The organism is Streptomyces sp. NPDC051976 (genome assembly GCF_040680795.1).
Taxonomy (GTDB): domain Bacteria; phylum Actinomycetota; class Actinomycetes; order Streptomycetales; family Streptomycetaceae; genus Actinacidiphila.
Window position 1 is genome coordinate 20407 of the sequence record NZ_JBFAXL010000004.1, and the last position, 15505, is coordinate 35911.

Annotated in this window: 12 protein-coding genes; 4 read left to right on the plus strand and 8 right to left on the minus strand. The window is 72.2% G+C overall.

Annotation, left to right across the window (positions count from 1 at the left end; translation table 11 throughout):
- Nucleotides 1–35: 35 nt before the first annotated feature.
- The 3 genes from AB0M29_RS05850 (at nucleotide 36) to AB0M29_RS05860 (ending at nucleotide 3874) form a co-directional block, all read left to right on the plus strand.
- Complete coding sequence (locus AB0M29_RS05850; protein ID WP_365379479.1) at nucleotides 36–1502, plus strand: NCS2 family permease; 1467 nt, start codon at nucleotides 36–38, stop codon at nucleotides 1500–1502.
- Nucleotides 1503–1536: 34 nt separating this feature from the next.
- Nucleotides 1537–2700: an XdhC/CoxI family protein gene (locus AB0M29_RS05855; protein WP_365379481.1), complete on the plus strand. Its 1164-nt coding sequence runs from the start codon at nucleotides 1537–1539 to the stop codon at nucleotides 2698–2700.
- A gap of 76 nt (nucleotides 2701–2776) precedes the next feature.
- Nucleotides 2777–3874 carry a winged helix DNA-binding domain-containing protein gene (locus AB0M29_RS05860; RefSeq protein ID WP_365379484.1) on the plus strand — a complete coding sequence of 366 codons (1098 nt, stop codon included), beginning with the start codon at nucleotides 2777–2779 and terminating at the stop codon, nucleotides 3872–3874.
- 10 nt (nucleotides 3875–3884) lie between these two features.
- On the opposite strand, the gene AB0M29_RS05865 is transcribed toward AB0M29_RS05860, so the two are convergent.
- From AB0M29_RS05865 to AB0M29_RS05890, 6 genes are all read right to left on the minus strand, one after another.
- Nucleotides 3885–5873: a sigma-70 family RNA polymerase sigma factor gene (locus AB0M29_RS05865; protein WP_365379486.1), complete on the minus strand. Its 1989-nt coding sequence runs from the start codon at nucleotides 5871–5873 to the stop codon at nucleotides 3885–3887.
- A gap of 148 nt (nucleotides 5874–6021) precedes the next feature.
- On the minus strand, nucleotides 6022–7482 hold the full coding sequence (locus tag AB0M29_RS05870; protein WP_365379489.1) for a cellulose binding domain-containing protein: 1461 nt from the start codon (nucleotides 7480–7482) through the stop codon (nucleotides 6022–6024).
- A gap of 30 nt (nucleotides 7483–7512) precedes the next feature.
- Entirely contained in the window at nucleotides 7513–9105 is a 1593-nt protein-coding gene (locus tag AB0M29_RS05875; RefSeq protein WP_365379492.1) for a beta-N-acetylhexosaminidase, read from the minus strand.
- Nucleotides 9106–9145: 40 nt separating this feature from the next.
- Nucleotides 9146–10036 carry a carbohydrate ABC transporter permease gene (locus AB0M29_RS05880; RefSeq protein ID WP_365379494.1) on the minus strand — a complete coding sequence of 297 codons (891 nt, stop codon included), beginning with the start codon at nucleotides 10034–10036 and terminating at the stop codon, nucleotides 9146–9148.
- Entirely contained in the window at nucleotides 10033–10941 is a 909-nt protein-coding gene (locus AB0M29_RS05885; RefSeq protein WP_365380220.1) for a sugar ABC transporter permease, read from the minus strand. The genes AB0M29_RS05880 and AB0M29_RS05885 overlap by 4 nt, the downstream gene beginning before the upstream one ends.
- A gap of 104 nt (nucleotides 10942–11045) precedes the next feature.
- Complete coding sequence (locus tag AB0M29_RS05890; RefSeq protein ID WP_365379497.1) at nucleotides 11046–12323, minus strand: extracellular solute-binding protein; 1278 nt, start codon at nucleotides 12321–12323, stop codon at nucleotides 11046–11048.
- A 248-nt stretch (nucleotides 12324–12571) separates the two neighbouring features.
- Between AB0M29_RS05890 and AB0M29_RS05895 the strand changes: the two genes are divergently transcribed.
- Nucleotides 12572–13414 (plus strand): GntR family transcriptional regulator, encoded by an 843-nt coding sequence (locus AB0M29_RS05895; RefSeq protein WP_365379500.1) that lies wholly within the window; start codon nucleotides 12572–12574, stop codon nucleotides 13412–13414.
- A 12-nt stretch (nucleotides 13415–13426) separates the two neighbouring features.
- Here AB0M29_RS05895 and AB0M29_RS05900 read toward each other — a convergent pair whose 3' ends face one another.
- A complete protein-coding gene (locus AB0M29_RS05900) occupies nucleotides 13427–13783 on the minus strand; it encodes an SAV_915 family protein (RefSeq protein WP_365379503.1) in 357 nt (118 codons plus the stop codon).
- 32 nt (nucleotides 13784–13815) lie between these two features.
- Nucleotides 13816–15468: an L-lactate permease gene (locus tag AB0M29_RS05905; RefSeq protein WP_365379505.1), complete on the minus strand. Its 1653-nt coding sequence runs from the start codon at nucleotides 15466–15468 to the stop codon at nucleotides 13816–13818.
- Nucleotides 15469–15505: the final 37 nt, after the last annotated feature.

Below are 15505 nucleotides of genomic sequence, written 5' to 3' on the forward strand. Positions count from 1 at the left end.
TACGGGTGCCCCTGTGAACCTTGGGAGTTGGCATCATGACCCAGACGCCAGTAGAGCCGCTCACCGCGGCGGAGGAGGCGGGCTCCGGCTCGCTGCAGCCCGCCGGAAGATCCTGGCTCGACCGGTACTTCCACATCTCCGAAAGAGGCTCGTCGATACCCCGCGAGGTCCGCGGCGGCATCACGACCTTCATGGCGATGTGCTACATCCTGCTGCTCAACCCCCTGCTGCTGTCCGGACCGGACGTCACGGGACACAAGCTCAGCCACGCCGCGCTGATCACCGCCACCGCACTGGCCGCGGCTGTCTCCACCCTTCTGATGGGCTTCGTCGGCAAGGTGCCGCTGGCGCTCGCCGCGGGCCTCAGCGTCGCCGGGGTGATCTCCACCCAGGTGGCCCCCAACATGACCTGGCCGCAGGCCATGGGCATGTGTGTGATCTACGGCGGCGTGATCGTGCTGCTGGTGGTCACCGGGCTGCGCGAGATCGTCATGAACGCCATCCCGCTGGCGCTCAAGCACGGCATCACCATCGGCATCGGCATGTTCATCGCCATGATCGGCCTGGTCAACGCCGGGTTCGTGGGCAAGGGCGACCCGCACGGCTCGGCGCCCGTCACCCTCGGCGCGGGCGGCCAGCTGCACGGCTGGCCGGTGCTGCTCTTCTGCGCCACCCTGCTGCTGATCTTCATGCTGCAGGCCCGCAGTGTCCCCGGTGCCATCCTGATCGGCATCGTGGTCGGTACCGTACTGGCTGTGATCGTCAACGCGGTCGGCAACCTGACGCCCGCCGACTGGGGCGGCAGCGCACCCAAGCTGCAGGGCAGCGCCGTCTCCATGCCGGACTTCGGGCTGTTCGGCCACGTGGAGTTCGGCGGCTGGGGCTCGATCGGCGGCATGACGGTGGGCGTGATCGTCTTCACCCTCGTGCTGGCCGGGTTCTTCGACGCGATGGCCACCATCATCGGCGTCGGCACCGAGGCCGGACTCGCCGACGACAAGGGCCGGATGCCGGGCCTGTCCAAGGCGCTGTTCATCGACGGCGCCGGCGGCGCGATCGGCGGTGTCGCCGGAGCCTCCGGGCAGACGGTCTTCATCGAGTCCGCGACCGGCGTCGGCGAGGGCTCCCGTACCGGCCTGTCGTCGGTCGTCACCGGCATCTTCTTCGCGCTCGGCCTGTTCTTCACGCCGCTCGCCCAGATCGTGCCCGGCCAGGTCGCCGCCGCCGCCCTCGTGGTGATCGGCGCGATGATGATGAGCAACGCCCGCCACGTCGACTGGTCCGACCGCGCGGTCTCCGTGCCGGTCTTCATGACCGTGGCACTGATGCCCTTCACCTACTCCATCACCGCCGGCGTCGGCGCCGGTGTGGTCTCGTACACCGCCATCAAGGCCGCGCAGGGCAAGTGGCGCGAGCCCGGCGTGTTCATGTGGATCCTCACCGCCGTCTTCGTCGTCTACTTCGCCCTGCATCCGATCGAGGGCTGGCTCGGCGTCAAGTGAGCGCCGGGCAGAGAACGCCAAGGAGCTGAACACCATGCTGGACATCGCTGACGAGTTGCACCGCTGGAGCGGACTCGGCGCGCCGTTCGCCGTGGCGACCGTGGTCGCGATCGGCGGCAGCGCCCCCCGCCAGCCCGGCGCGGCGCTCGCCGTCGACGGGGGCGGCAACGCCATCGGCAGCGTGTCCGGCGGGTGTGTGGAGGGCGCCGTCTACGAACGGTGCCAGGAGGTGCTGGCCGCGGGACCCGGGGCCGCACCCGTCCTGGAGCACTTCGGCTACTCCGACGACGACGCCTTCGCCGTCGGCCTGACCTGCGGCGGGGAGATCGACATCCTCGTCCAGCGGATCGACCCCGCGGCCCGCCCCGAGATCACCGGCGCGCTGGCCGCCGCCGTGGCCGGGGAGTCGGCCGCGGTCGCCCGGATCGTGGAGGGCCCCGCGGAACTGATGGGCCGCGCCCTGCTGGTGCGTTCCGACGGATCGTACGAGGGCTCGCTCGGTGACCCCGAGCGGGACCGTACCGCGGCCGCCGAGACCAGCGCCCTGCTGGCCGCGGGCCGCACCGCCACCACCGTGATCGGCGCCGACGGCAGCCGCTGCGGCGTGCCGCTGACGCTGCTCGTCGAGGCCAGCGTGCCGCCGCCGCGGATGCTGGTGTTCGGCGCGATCGACTTCGCCGCGGCGCTGGTGCGGGCGGGCAAGTTCCTCGGCTACCGGGTGTCGATCTGCGACGCCCGGCCGGTCTTCGCCACCCCGCGGCGCTTCCCCGAGGCGGACGACGTGGTCGTCGACTGGCCGCACCGCTACCTCGACGCCGAGGTGGCGGCCGGACGGCTCGACGGCCGGACCGTGGTGTGCGTCCTCACCCATGACGCCAAGTTCGACATCCCGCTGCTGGAGCGGGCCCTGCGGCTGCCGTTCGCGTACGTCGGCGCCATGGGCTCGCGCCGCACCCACCTGGACCGGCTCGACCGGCTGCGGGAGACCGGCGTCACCGAACTCGACCTGAACCGGCTGCACTCCCCGATCGGCCTCGACCTGGGTGCCCGCACCCCCGAGGAGACCGCGCTGTCCATCGCCGCCGAGATCGTGGCCCACGGCCGCGGTGGCACCGGCACCCCGCTGACCGGCGCGCACACCCCGATCCACCACGAGCCGAAGATATCCCCGCGCAGGCTCGGCAGCCCGGCGGCGTAGGACACGCGCCCGGTGTATCGATCACGCCACGCCCTTGCGGTCAGAAGCTGTCCGCAAGGCGATCTACCGTAGGGCCATGGCCGACGCACCGCTGGACCCGCGCACCCTCAACCGCACGCTGCTGGAGCGCCAACTGCTGCTGGAGCGCACCGGGAAGGGCGCCGAGGCGGCCGTCGCGCATCTGCTGGGGCTGCAGTCGCAGGCGCCGCTGTCGCCGTACCCCGGTCTGTGGACGCGGGTGGCGGACTTCTCCTTCGACGAGGTGGGCGAGCTGCTCACCGCACGCAAGCTGGTGCGGATCGTGCTGATGCGCAGCACCGTGCACCTGGTCACGGCGGCCGACGCCAGGCTGCTGCGGCCGTGGGTGCAGCCGATGCTGGACCGGGGGCTGCGGAGTTCGCAGTGGGCGGCCGGGATCACCGGCGTCGACCGCGACCTGCTCGTGGCGTACGGCCGCCAGGTGCTCGCCGAACAGGCCCTGGGCCCCGCGGAGTTGCGGACCGCGCTCAGCCGGCGGTGGCCCGACGCCGATCCGGCGTCGCTGGTCAGCGCGCTGCGGGTGTGGGCGCCGCTGGTGCAGATCCCACCGCGCGGCGTGTGGGGCTCGGCCGGGCAGCCGCGGTACGCGTATCTCGACGACTGGCTCGGCGAGGCGGCGGCCGTACAGCCCGACCCGGGCGAGCTGGTCCGCCGCTATCTGGCCGCCTTCGGCCCCGCCACCCCCGCCGACATGCAGAAGTGGTGCGGCCTCACCGGCCTCAAGCCGGTGTTCACCGCGATGGACCTGCGCACCTGCACCGCCGACGACGGCCGGGTGCTCTACGACCTGCCGGACGCCGAGTTGGCCGACCCGGACCGGGAGGTCTCCGCCCGCTTCGTGGCCGACTTCGACAACCTGCTGCTCTCGCACGCCGACCGCACCCGCGTCCTGGACGACGCGCACCGCACCAAGGTGATGACCGTCAACGGCATCATCCGCGGCACGATCCTGGTCGACGGATTCGTCGGCGGCACCTGGCGGTTCGAGCGGGCCAAGGGGGAGGCCGCCGTCGTCGTGACCCCCTTCGCCGCGCTGTCCGCGGCCGACCGGGACGCCCTCACCGAGGAGGGCGCCCGGCTGCTCGCCGCCTCCGACCCGGAGGCGGCGCACACCGTACGCTTCGAGACCGCCTGAGGCGTGTCCGTCAGCGCGCCGCCTCGAAGGCGCGGCCCGCCGGGGTCTCGACCGGGCCGCTGTGGAAGAGGCCGCTGCTCGGCTTGGCGTCGTCGGCGGGCAGCCCGAACCAGGCGTAGCGCTGGAGCCATGGCAGCCCGTCGAGCATCTTCGTGGCCGAGGTGACGAAGGCCGCCTGCTGCTGGTCGGTGGGGAAGCGGGCGCCGCCGCCCGCGAAGTCGATCAGCGCGAACTCGGTGAGCCAGACCGGCTTGTGGTAGCGGTCGTGGACGGCCCGCACATACGACCTGAGCTGCGCGACCGCGTCCGGCGTCGTGAAGTCGCCGCCGTACCAGTGCAGCGCGATGAAGTCGACGCGCAGGCCCTTGGCCTTCGCGCCGGTCATGAAGCGGTCCAGCCAGCCGCCGGGTGTGTCCCCGCCGTACGCCACCGCGGGGCTGCCCAGCACCTTGCCGGTCGCCATCAACTTCGGCCACAGGGACAGCGCCTGATCGACCGTCATATTGGCCTGTCCGCCCATGTCGGGCTCGTTGAAGCCCAGCAGATACGGTCCCGCCTGCTTCGCCTGGGCCAGCGACGCGGCGTCCGTGCTCTTCGCACCCCAGATCATCGGGACGAAACCGGGACCGCTGATGCCGCTGTGCGTGGTCGCCCAGGTGTAGTACCAGCCCGCGCCCGAGCGGGCGAGCGCGGTGTTCACCCCGTTGAAGCTCCACACCCCGACGCCCTTGCGGGCCGAGGCGGCGGGCGGCGCGGGCGGCGGTGCCTGCGGTGGGGCGTGGGTGGTCGCGGCCGGCGTCGGCTTACGGCTCGGCGTCGGGGTCCTGGTCGGGGTGGGTGCCGGTGTGGTGGGGGTGGCGGTCGCCGGGACCGTGGCCGCCGGCGCGGTCGCCGAGTGGCTCGGCGCGGTGGCCCGCGCGGCGGGCGCCGACCGGTCCGAGGACAGGTGCACCGCCAGCAGCGCCCCCGCCGCCACGGCCGCCACGACGCCCATCGCGGCCGCCGGGACCCCCAGGGGGCCGCCGTGCAGCAGCTTCGGCCGGGCTCCCCGGGGCGCACCGCTCCGCCGTGGGGGGCGATGACGCGGAGCGGTGCGCGGGGCCGCCGGGGGCGCGGCCTGGGAGGAGGGCACGGTGGGGTGGGCACCCGGGGGAAGATCCGCGTGGCCCGGTGGCGGGACGTGCGGCGGGGCGGAGGAGCCGAAGGGGGCGCTGAACGGGGTGCCGATCGGGACCGGGAGCAGGGGCAGACCGCTGAGCAGCCGGTCCACCGGGAGCAGCACCCCGCCGTGCCGGGTGCACTCCGGGCAGCCGCGCAGGTGGCGGGCGAAGCGCTTGCGCCACAGCGGGCTCGGGACGCCGTCCCAGCCGCCGGTGAGATGGGCGAGCCCCTGGCAGTCCGAGGACGCGCCGAGTGCGCGGACCACCGCGCGCGAGGTGTCGAGCTGCTCCTTCATCCGCTGGACCTTGACCGCCGCGTGCTGCCGGGACAGGCCCAGCGCCCCGGCCAGTTCCGAGCGGCCCAGGTCGCCGGTCTCCTCCAGCCACCACAGCGCCAGCAGCGTCCGGTCGTCCGGGTCCAGCCAGCGGGTGGCCTCGGCCATCTCGCGCCGCTGGTCGGTCAGTCCGAGCCGCAGGATCGTGACGGCCGCGAAGTCCGAGGCCGGGTCGGGTATCAACTCGGCCGCGTCCAGGGCGGTCTGGTGGTGCCACGACGCCTTCCGCGCCTGCTCGCGGTCGCGCACCTGCCGTACGGCGATCGCCACCATCCAGGACCTGAAGGCCGCCGGGTCCCGCAGGTCGCCCAAGCCCCGCACCACCCGCAGCAGCGTCTCCTGCACCACGTCGTCCACGTCGTCGTGGCCGTCGAGCGCCCGCCCCACGATGTTGTAGACCAGTGGCAGGCAGTCGGCGACAAGCCTGTCCAGCGCTGCCTGGTCACCCGCCCGCGCGGCGGTCACCAGCGCGGGATCGGGTCCGACACGGTCGCCTGCCCGCATGGTGCTCCACTCCTGTCCGTCGACTCTGCCCCGGACAGGAGACGCTGTCATGCCGGCCGGATAACAGAAACCCGCGGGACCCCCGGACTTCCCCGCATGGGAGGGAAGGAGGTCCGAAGGCCCCGCGGGAGCGCGCCCCTTCCGGGGGCTAGCTGGTGGGCACGGTGTCGGTGAAGGTGGTGCCCGCCGACCGGTAGCCGGCCACCTGGCTCTGCACCTGCGCCGGGGTCAGCACCTGGTCCTTGAGGAAGTAGACGTAGTCCACCTGCTCGTTGTACGACCGCGCGGTGCTGCCGGTCTGGCCGGTGAGGTCGATCAGCCAGTGGTTGAAGTCGATCCACTGCGGGGTCTCGGGCAGGTACGGCTCACCGTGCTGCGCGACCTGCGTGCCGTCGATGTAGTACGTGATGTTCGTGTTGTCGATGGTGATCTGCAGGTCGTGCCAGCCGTCGAGGCTGCCGTACTGCTGGCCATGGACGTTGACCGCGTTCCACGGGTCCGGGTTGTACGTCTCCCACGACGTCTCGTACATGATGTTCTGCGTCTCGCCCCAGCCGCCGTTGGGCAGGTACTCGAAGTCCTGCTCGCTGTAGTCGGGGTCCATCGGCGCGTTGAGCGGGGTGAAGGTGAAGAACGTCTGGTTGACGTGGTCGCCGTCGGGGCCGCCGGTCGGGGTGTCGTTGAAGCGGACCCGGGCGGCGTAGGTGCCGTTCTTGAACTTGCGGGCGGCGGTCTGGATCTCGGTCTCCTTGGTGCCCGCCGCGGTGCCGTCGGTGGTGAGCCGCAGGTTCATCACCTTGTTGCCGCCGGAGCCGTCCGGCACGAAGGTGACGTCCTGCGGGGACCAGGTGGCTCCCGCCACCCCGGGGCCGCCCTGGCCCGACTTGACCGTCCAGCCGTGCTGCTGCACCGCCGCGTCCGAGCTGGACGCGTAGCTGAAGTCGTCGAAGAGCGCGGGCCCGCCGGCCGGCGGCGGCGACGTCGGGGGAGTGGTGGGCGGCGTGGTCGGCGGGGTGGTCGGCGGCGTCGGGTCGTTCCCGGCCGGGGCGGTGCCCCACACCACGGATCCGCCCTTCTGCGCGGTGACCTTGTTCCAGTCGGCGTACGACGTCTGGGCGCCGTTGAAGGAGTAGTCGTCGGACTGCCGGAGGGTCTGCCAGTCGGCGCGGTAGAACCGCAGTTGCATGTCGCCGGTGTTCTGCCCCGGCGCCAGCGAGCCCGCGCCCGAGGTGAAGGCGATCTCCAGATAGCGGTCGGCGGTCGCGGTGGGGTTGGCCAGGGTGCCGAAGGTGCCGGTGATGTTGGCGCAGCCCTTCACCGCCCACGAGCAGGCGAAGCGGTAACTGACGCCGGGACCATCGGACTTGAAGTAGTAGCGCAGGGTGACACCGCTGAGCGCCACGCTGGAGCTGCCGGTGTTGGTGACCTCCAGCCACGGCTCCGCCTGGTCGGCGGTGGCCCCGGAGGCGCTGGTGCGGTACTGGACGCTCAGCGAGTCCTGCGCCGCCGAGGCGGGCAGCGCGGTGAGCGCCGCGCAGGCCAGACCGGCGGCGGCGCAGACGGCCGTCGCGGCACGGACCCTGGCGGGTATGCGGATCGTTCGTGACACGGTGATCCCTTTCCGGTGGGGGGTTGGGTGTTACGGCTGGTGGGGGTGGTCGGTGGCGGGCACGCCGCGGCGGTACCGCACGCCCAGCGCGGACAGCCGCGGCTGGTGCCGGGTAAGGGCGGGCAGGAAGTCGGCCGACCAGTCGGCGGCCGGGTTCCAGGAGCGGTCGGCGAGCGCGCACAGCCGGGGGAAGGTCAGATACTCGGCCTGCTCGGGTCCTTCGACGAACTCGGTCCACAGCTGCGCCTGGGTGCCCAGCACCCGGGCCGCCGCCTCCGGCTCCCAGTCGCCCGGCGCGGGCTCGCCGCCGTGCACGGCCCGCAGGTCGACGACCGTGCCGGGCTGGCCCTGGGGTTCGCCCGGGTCGCCGGACTGCGGGTAGTCCAGATACGTGGAGCGGTACGGCGTCATGACGACGTCGTGGCCGCGGCGGGCGGCGGCCAGACCGTGGTCGGTGTCGCGCCACGGCATCACGGTGAACTCCGGCGGCAGCGCCCCCGAGTCCTCCGCCCAGCACACCGGCCGCCGTCCCGCGGCCAGCAGGTGGGCGCCGATCCGGCCGAGGAACCAGCCGTGCAGCGCCTTGGGCGCCGCCAGCCCCAGCTCCGCGGCCCGCCGCCTGGCCGCGGGGCTCCGCTCCCACTCGGTGACCGGGCACTCGTCGCCGCCGACGTGCACATACGGCGAGGGGAAGATGTCCAGCACCTCGTCGAGTACGGTCCCGCAGAAGGCCAGCACCTCGTCGTGGACGCCGAGCACGTTCTCGCACACGCCCCACTCGGTCCACACGTCGAGCTCCCGCCCGGGCACGTTCCCCAGGTGCGGATAGGCCGCGAGCGCCGCCCGCGCGTGCCCGGGCATCTCGATCTCGGGCAGCACGGTGACCCCGAGCCCGGCCGCGTACGCCACCAGCGACCGCAGCTCCGCGGCGGTGTACGCGCCCGCGTGCGGCCGGTCGTCGAAGCGGCCGCTGCCCGCCGGGCCGATCATGGAGCGCGCCCTGGCCCCGCCGATCTCCGTGAGCTTCGGATAGGCGGCGACCGGCATCCGCCAGCCCTGGTCGTCGGTGAGGTGCAGATGCAGCACGTTCAGCTTGTGGAAGGCCAGCAGGTCCACGAAGCGGCGCAGGAACGGCATCGGCAGGAAGTGCCGGGCGACGTCCAGCATCGCCCCGCGCCAGCCGAACGCCGGCACATCGGTGACCCGCAGGCACGGCAACCGCCAGGGCGTCCCGCCGGCCGGGAGCTCCGACAGCGCCTCGGGCGGCAGCAGTTGGCGGATCGTCTGCACGCCGTGCAGCAGGCCCGCGGGGCGCGCCGCGCGCAGCAGCACCGCGTCCGGGCCGACGGTCAGCTCGTACCCCTCGGGGCCGAGACCGCCGTCGGGACCGCTCGCGAAGGCGCCCGAACCGCTGTCGGGACCGCCGTACGCGGCCGGGTCCAGGGCCAGTGTCACGGCGCCGGTGGGCGCGTCGGGCAGCGGCAGTCCGGTGGCGGGCCGCAGCAGCGTGCGCAGCAGCCCGGCGGCGTCCCGGGCGCCGTCGCCGGCCCGTACCGCCGTGGCCGCGTCGAAGGTGAAGTGGCCGGGGAGCAGGGTGAGTCGGGTGGGGTGCGGAATGAACACAGCGGTGCTCTCCAGGGGAGGTCGGGCGCGCGGCGGGCGGTCAGCCCTTGACGGCGCCGGCGGTCATTCCGGTGGTGACCCGGTTCTGCAGGACGAGGAAGACCAGCAGCACGGGCAGCATGAAGAGCGACGAGGCGGCCATCGTGGCGCCCCAGTCGGTGCCGAAGACATTGCTGAACGAGGAGAGCCAGACCGGCAGGGTGCGGGCGTCCTGGTTCTTGATGATCAGCGTGTTGGCGAACGCGAACTCGTTCCAGGCGGTGATGAAGCCGAACAGCGAGGTGGACAGCAGCCCCGGCGCCAGCAGCGGGAAGGTCACCCGGCGGAACGCCTGCGGCCGGGTGCAGCCGTCCACCTGGGCGGCCTCCTCCAGCTCCACCGGGATCGCGGCGAGGAAGCCGCGCAGGGTGACGATGGTGAACGGCAGCGTCGTCATGAAGTAGACCAGCGTCAGCATCGACAGCTTGTCGAGCATGTCGGTGTCCCGCGCGATCACGTACATCGGGATCAGCAGCGCCTCCCACGGCGCCATCTGCGCGGTGAACACCAGCAGGAGGAACGCCCGCCGCCCGCGCCAGCGCATCCGGCCGACCGCGAAGGCCGCCAGCAGCGCCACCACCAGCGACATCAGCACGGCGCCGAGCGTGACGGTGAGGCTGTTGCGCCAGAAGGTGCCGAAGCCGTCGGCGTGCACGGCGGTCCTGAAGTGCGCGAGCGTCGGGTGCAGGGGGAGGAAGGACGGGGTGTCGGACTGGATGGCGGTGGTCGGCTTCAGCGCCGTGATCACCATCCAGTAGACCGGGAAGACGGAGACGGCCAGTACGGCCAGGGCCGCCAGGTTCAGCGGCAGCCTGCGCACCGCGTTGCCGGTGCGGCGGGTGCGGGCGCCCGGGGTGCGCGGGGCGGGGACTCGCAGGGTCGGAGTGGTCATCGCGCCGCTTCCTCCCGGCCTTCCTGGCGGAACATCCGCCGCAGGTTGAACACCAGTGCGCCCAGCAGGATCAGCACGGTCAGCATGGAGACCGCGGACCCGAGGTCGTACCGGTGCAGGGACTGCGCGATCTGGAAGGCGTAGACGGGCAGCGTGGTGGTCGCGCCGTCGGGGCCGCCCTCGCTGATCACCCAGATCTGCGCGAAGCACTTGAAGCACCAGATCACCTCCAGCGAGGTGACCAGTGCGAACAGCGGCCGCAGCATGGGGAAGGTGACAAGACGGAAGGTCTGCCACGCGCCGGCGCCGTCGATCCTGGCCGACTCGTACAACTCGGCCGGGATCGTGGTGAGTCCGCCGTAGAGGGTCAGCGCGGCGAACGGCACCGACTGCCACACCACCAGCGTCACCAGGATGGCGAAGGTCGAACCGCCGTGCGCGAACCAGGTGTAGTCGCGGTACGAGCTGAACCCCAGCTTTACCAGTAGCCAGTTGACCACTCCGAAGCGGGACTGGAAGAGCCACTGGAAGATGGTGGTGGCGGCGATCACCGGGGTCGCCCAGCTCAGCACCAGGCCGCTCATCACCGCCAGCCGCATCCGCTTGCCGAGCCGGACCAGCATCAGCGACACCAGGGTGCCGAGCAGCATGATCAGGGCGACGTTGAGCGCGGTCCACCAGAGCGTTCGTCTGACCACCGTCCAGAACTCCGGATCGTCCAGCACCGCACGGTAGTTGGCGGTGCCGACCCAGGTGGCGCCGCCGCGGATCAGCTCGCCCATCCCGAAGTGCTGGAAGGACATCACGGTGTTCCTGGCCAGCGGATAGACCAGCAGGAAGGCCGTGCCCACCACGGTCGGGGCGATCAGCAGATACGGCCAGAGCGCGGCGAGCGGGCGGCGGATCCGCCGCGCGGTCCGGCGCGGCGGCGGGTCCGCGACGGCCGGCCGGGCGGCGGGGGGAGGAGCGGTGAGCACGGCGGTCTCCTGGGGGTTCGCGGGCAGGCCGGTCAGGACGCGGTGTTGAGGGCCTTGGTGATCGCCGCCGAGGCGGTCTTCCCCGCCGCGTCGGGATCGGCGCCGGTGAGCACCTGCGTCATGTACTGCTTGATCGGGTTGTTGGCCTCGACGGCAGCCCAGTTGGGGGAGTTGGGGGTGGCGTGGCCGTTGGCGGCGCCGACCGCCATCACCGAGGCGCCCTCGTTGCCCGCGAGCACGTTCGCCAGCGAGGTGCGGTTGGGGACGTAGCTCATCTCCTTGGCCATGTCCGTCTGCCACTTGGTGCCCGCCAGCGCCTTGACCACCTCGTAGGCGAGCGCCTGGTGCCGGGACGCCTCGGGGATGACCAGGTCGGAGCCGCCGGTGAAGACCGCGCCCGGCTTGTCGGCGGTCTTGCCGGGGATCGGGAAGAAGCCGATCTTGCCCTTCAGTGCCGGGTTGGCCTTGAGGATCGCGTCAGCGCCGCCGGGCACCGAGATGATCTGCGCGCTCTTGCCCTTGGCGAACACGTCGGCCTGCAGCGGCTTGGCCTCGTCGGAGTCCTTGGGACCCTTGCCGAGCGCCTGGAGCTGCTTGTAGAACTCCATGCCGGCCTTGGACTGCGGGGTGTCGAGGGCGCCCTTCCAGGAGTCGCCGTCCTTGACGGCCAGGTCGCCGCCCTCGTCCCAGACGAACCCGGCCAGCGCGTACCAGCTCTGCCCCGGCAGATAGATGCCGTCGTCGCCACCGGTGTTGAGCTTGGTGGTGTCCGTGATCCACTCGGCGCGGGTCTTGGGCGGGGTGGTGATCCCGGCCTTGGCGAAGAGGTCCTTGTTGTAGACGACGACGCGGTTGGCCGCGTACCAGGGGATGCCGTACTGCTTGCCGTCGATCTCGCCCGGGTCGGCCAGGCCCGGGATCCAGTCGCCGCCCTGGAGGTCGGTGACCTTGGCAGTGAGGTCCTCCACGCCGCCGCTGGCCGCGTACTGCGCCACCTGCGTGTTGCCGACCTCCATCACGTCCGGCGCGTCCTTGCTGGCCAGCGCGCTGGTGATCTTCTGGCCTATGCCGTCCCACTCCTGGATCTGGATGTCCAGGGTGGTGCCCTTGTGGGTGCTCTCGAAGTCGGTCTCGAAGCGGCTGAGGAAGCCGTCGGACATGCTGCCGCGCATGATCCACACCGTCAGCTTCGCGGGTGACGCGGCGGAGTCCCCGCTGTCACCGGAGCCGGAGGAGGACGAGCCGCACGCGGTGAGCGCGGTGACGGCGAGGACGAGCGACGCTGCGCCGGGAACGAGTCTGGATCTCACGGGGATGTCTCCTGGGACGGGAGCGAACAGGGCGAGCAGGCTTTACCACTTGGCAAGTGGTCAAGTACTGGTCAGGAAGGTGGCATAGACCACTGATGTCGTCAAGAGTCCGCGCATGCCCGCTGTTCAGAAGGTGCGACCGTCAACGCGGACGGTACGGGGAGGGCCGCCACTGGCGTACTGGTCAGCTTCTGGATAGCCTCAGTGGACAAGTACGACACGCACCACAGCCGGAGGGGACACAGCACATGGCCAGCGAGCCGTCGCGATCGGCGCTGAAACGCGAACGGGTCCGCGACTACCTGAGGGAACTCGTCGAGTCACGCGCGCCCGGTGACCCGATCCCCTCCGAGCGGGCGCTGTGCGAGCAGCTCGGCGTCTCCCGCCCCACCCTGCGCTCGGCCGTGGACGAACTGGTCACCACCGGACTGCTGGTACGCGAGCACGGCCGCGGTATGTTCGTCGCCCGCGCCAAGATCACCCAGGAGCTGGCACCGGACGGCACCGCGCACCGCCTGCCGTACGCCGGCGGCACCTGGGCCAGCCGGGTCCTGGAGCTGACCACCGTGCAGGCCGGGGCCCGGGTCGGCCGCCGGCTGCGGATCTCGCCCGCCGCCGAGATCACCTACATCGCCCGGCTGCGGCTGGTCGACGACGAGCCGATGGCGATCGAGTACCTGCACGTCCCGGCCGATCTGGTGCCGGGACTGCGGCCCGCGGACATGGAGTCCGGCGACTTCTACGACTTCCTGCGCACCGCGCACGGGGTGCGGGTGCACGAGGCCGTCCAGTCGATCGAGCCGACCGTGACCAACGAGGAGGAGGCGCGGCTGATCGGGGTGCCCGTGCTGTCGCCCGCGCTGCTCTTCGAGCGCCTCACCAAGGACGACACCGGCCGCCCGGTGGAGTACGTGCACTCCGTCTACCGCGGCGACCGCTACCGGATCGTCTCCCGGCTGGCGCTGGGCGACGCGGCCCCGGCGAGCGGGCGGTCCGACGCCGGGCACCATCCGGGCATCCCCCCGGGCGACCTCGCGGGCCGCGGCGACGTGCCCGCGCAGATGGTGGGCGAGGTGCAGCCGAGCGGCTGACCGGGCCGGACGCTACGGCGCCAGGCCCGCGGGCTGCTGCTGTCCGTCCAGGTCGTCATCGCCTGCCGGGCCGGGCGGCTTGTCGGGCCCGGCCGGTCCGTCCGTCGCGGGCGTCGACCAGACGGCGGGCGGCCGGGCGGTCAGCAGCGGGTCCACCGTCAGGTGGTGGGCGCCGAGCGGCTCGGCCATCGCCCGCAGCGCGGTCGCCGACAGCCGGATCCACGGCTGGGTGGGCCCGAGCACCGACCGCAGCCGCTGGTCGCTGGTGAACGCCACCGCCGTACGGCTCCCGAAGGGGGTGCGCATCAGGCGCAGGGTGAATCCGGCGGGCCCCGGGCGTACGGGCACGTACAGCGGGCTTGCGTCCATGCCCCCACGGTATCCCGGGCCCGGGCCGGTAACTACTTCACGACCATCCAGTCGAGCACCGCGGTCGACTGCAGCCAGACCAGCACGCACAGCAGCAGGAGCAGCCCGACGCTCCAGCCGAAGACCTTGCGGAACAGGGTGCCCTCCTGGCCGACCGCGCCGACCGCCGCGGCGCCGATCGCCAGGTTCTGCGGCGAGATCATCTTGGCCATCACCCCGCCGGTGGTGTTGGCGGCGCCGAAGAGCACGGGCGAGGTGTCGAGCTGGTGCGCGGCGGCCAGCTGCAGCCCGCCGAACAGGGCGTTGGAGCCCGCGTCCGTACCCGTCACCGCGACACCGAACCAGCCGACCACCGGGGCGAGGAAGGCGAAGAAGCCGCCCGCCTCGGCCAGCCAGTCGCCCAGGGTGGTGATCTGCCCGGACAGGTTCATCACATAGGACAGCGCGAAGACGCAGAAGATGGTGAAGATCGCCCAGCCGAACTGCCGGATGGTCTCGCCGTAGGTCCGCAGGGCCGACAGCGGGCCGATCCGCAGCACCAGCAGGGTGAGCAGCCCGGACAGGAAGAGCAGACTCCCGGTCGCGGACGCCCAGTTGAGGGAGTACACGGTGGCGACCGGGGTGCCCTTGGTGCTGACGATGTGCAGCCCGGGCCAGCCGAACTTCACCACGCCCTTGGCCAGCCAGTTCTTGATCGGGGTGATCTGCGCCAGCGAGAAGAGCGTCACGATGATGAGGTACGGCGCGAAGGCGGTGAGCCGGTCGGCGGCCGTGTCGCCGCCGTCCGGCGTGCCCGCGCGCCGTACCTCCGCGGCGGAGGCGTCCGAGGAGCCGCCCGCGATCACCGGGGGAGCGGTGACCGCGCGCCCGGCCGTGCCGGGCTGCCAGACCTGGTTGAGCAGCAGCACCGCGCCCGCCGAGGCGAGGGCGGCGAAGATGTCGGTGAGCTTGTAGCTGAAGTAGTTCGACAGCGTGAACTGGCCGACGGAGAAGGCGAGTCCGGCGGCCAGCGCGGCGGGCCACACCTCCCGTACCGCCCGGAAGCCGTCCGCGATGCCGACCAGCAGGAACGGCACCAGCAGTGCCAGGAGCGGGGCCTGCCGCCCGGCCATCGCGGCGAAGTCGTCGGCGGGGAGCTGGGTGACCTGGCCCAGGATCGTCACCGGGTTGCCCATGCCGCCGAAGGCGACCGGCGCGGTGTTGGCCACCAGGGCGAGGGTCGCCGCCTTGACCGGGGGGAAGCCGCAGGCGATCAGCATCACCGAGCAGATGGCGATCGGCGATCCGCCGCCCGCCAGTGCTTCGATGAGCGCGCCGAAGGAGAACGCGATGACGATGGCCTGGATCCGCCGGTCGTCGCTGATCGCGGCGAACGACCGCCGCAGCACCGCGAAGTGACCGCTCTTCACGGTCAGGTTGTAGATCCAGATCGCGTTGAAGGTGATCCACAGCACCAGCAGCACGCTCAACCCGGCGCCGTACGCGGCCGAGTCGGCGGCCTGGGCGACGGGCATGCCGAAACCGGCGGTCGCCACCAGCAGCGCCGAGACCAGTGCCGCCAGGCCCGCCCAGTGCGCCTTCCAGCGGAAGACGCCGAGCAGCACGAGCACGACCAGCAGCGGCACGGCGGCGATCAGTGCGGACCAGGCGAGGGTGCCCGTGGGGTCCAGATTCTGTCGGTACATCAGACGTGTCTCCCGCGTCGGCGGTGGCTGGGTGCCG

What these genes read in the sequence shown, in the direction of transcription:
- AB0M29_RS05880 (WP_365379494.1), bottom strand. Translation starts at nt 10,036, where the DNA reads ATGACCACTCCGACCCTGCGAGTCCCCGCCCCGCGCACCCCGGGCGCC.
- AB0M29_RS05860 (WP_365379484.1), top strand. Translation starts at nt 2,777, where the DNA reads ATGGCCGACGCACCGCTGGACCCGCGCACCCTCAACCGCACGCTGCTG.
- AB0M29_RS05895 (WP_365379500.1), top strand. Translation starts at nt 12,572, where the DNA reads ATGGCCAGCGAGCCGTCGCGATCGGCGCTGAAACGCGAACGGGTCCGC.
- AB0M29_RS05905 (WP_365379505.1), bottom strand. Translation starts at nt 15,468, where the DNA reads ATGTACCGACAGAATCTGGACCCCACGGGCACCCTCGCCTGGTCCGCA.
- AB0M29_RS05855 (WP_365379481.1), top strand. Translation starts at nt 1,537, where the DNA reads ATGCTGGACATCGCTGACGAGTTGCACCGCTGGAGCGGACTCGGCGCG.
- AB0M29_RS05850 (WP_365379479.1), top strand. Translation starts at nt 36, where the DNA reads ATGACCCAGACGCCAGTAGAGCCGCTCACCGCGGCGGAGGAGGCGGGC.
- AB0M29_RS05900 (WP_365379503.1), bottom strand. Translation starts at nt 13,783, where the DNA reads ATGGACGCAAGCCCGCTGTACGTGCCCGTACGCCCGGGGCCCGCCGGA.
- AB0M29_RS05865 (WP_365379486.1), bottom strand. Translation starts at nt 5,873, where the DNA reads ATGCGGGCAGGCGACCGTGTCGGACCCGATCCCGCGCTGGTGACCGCC.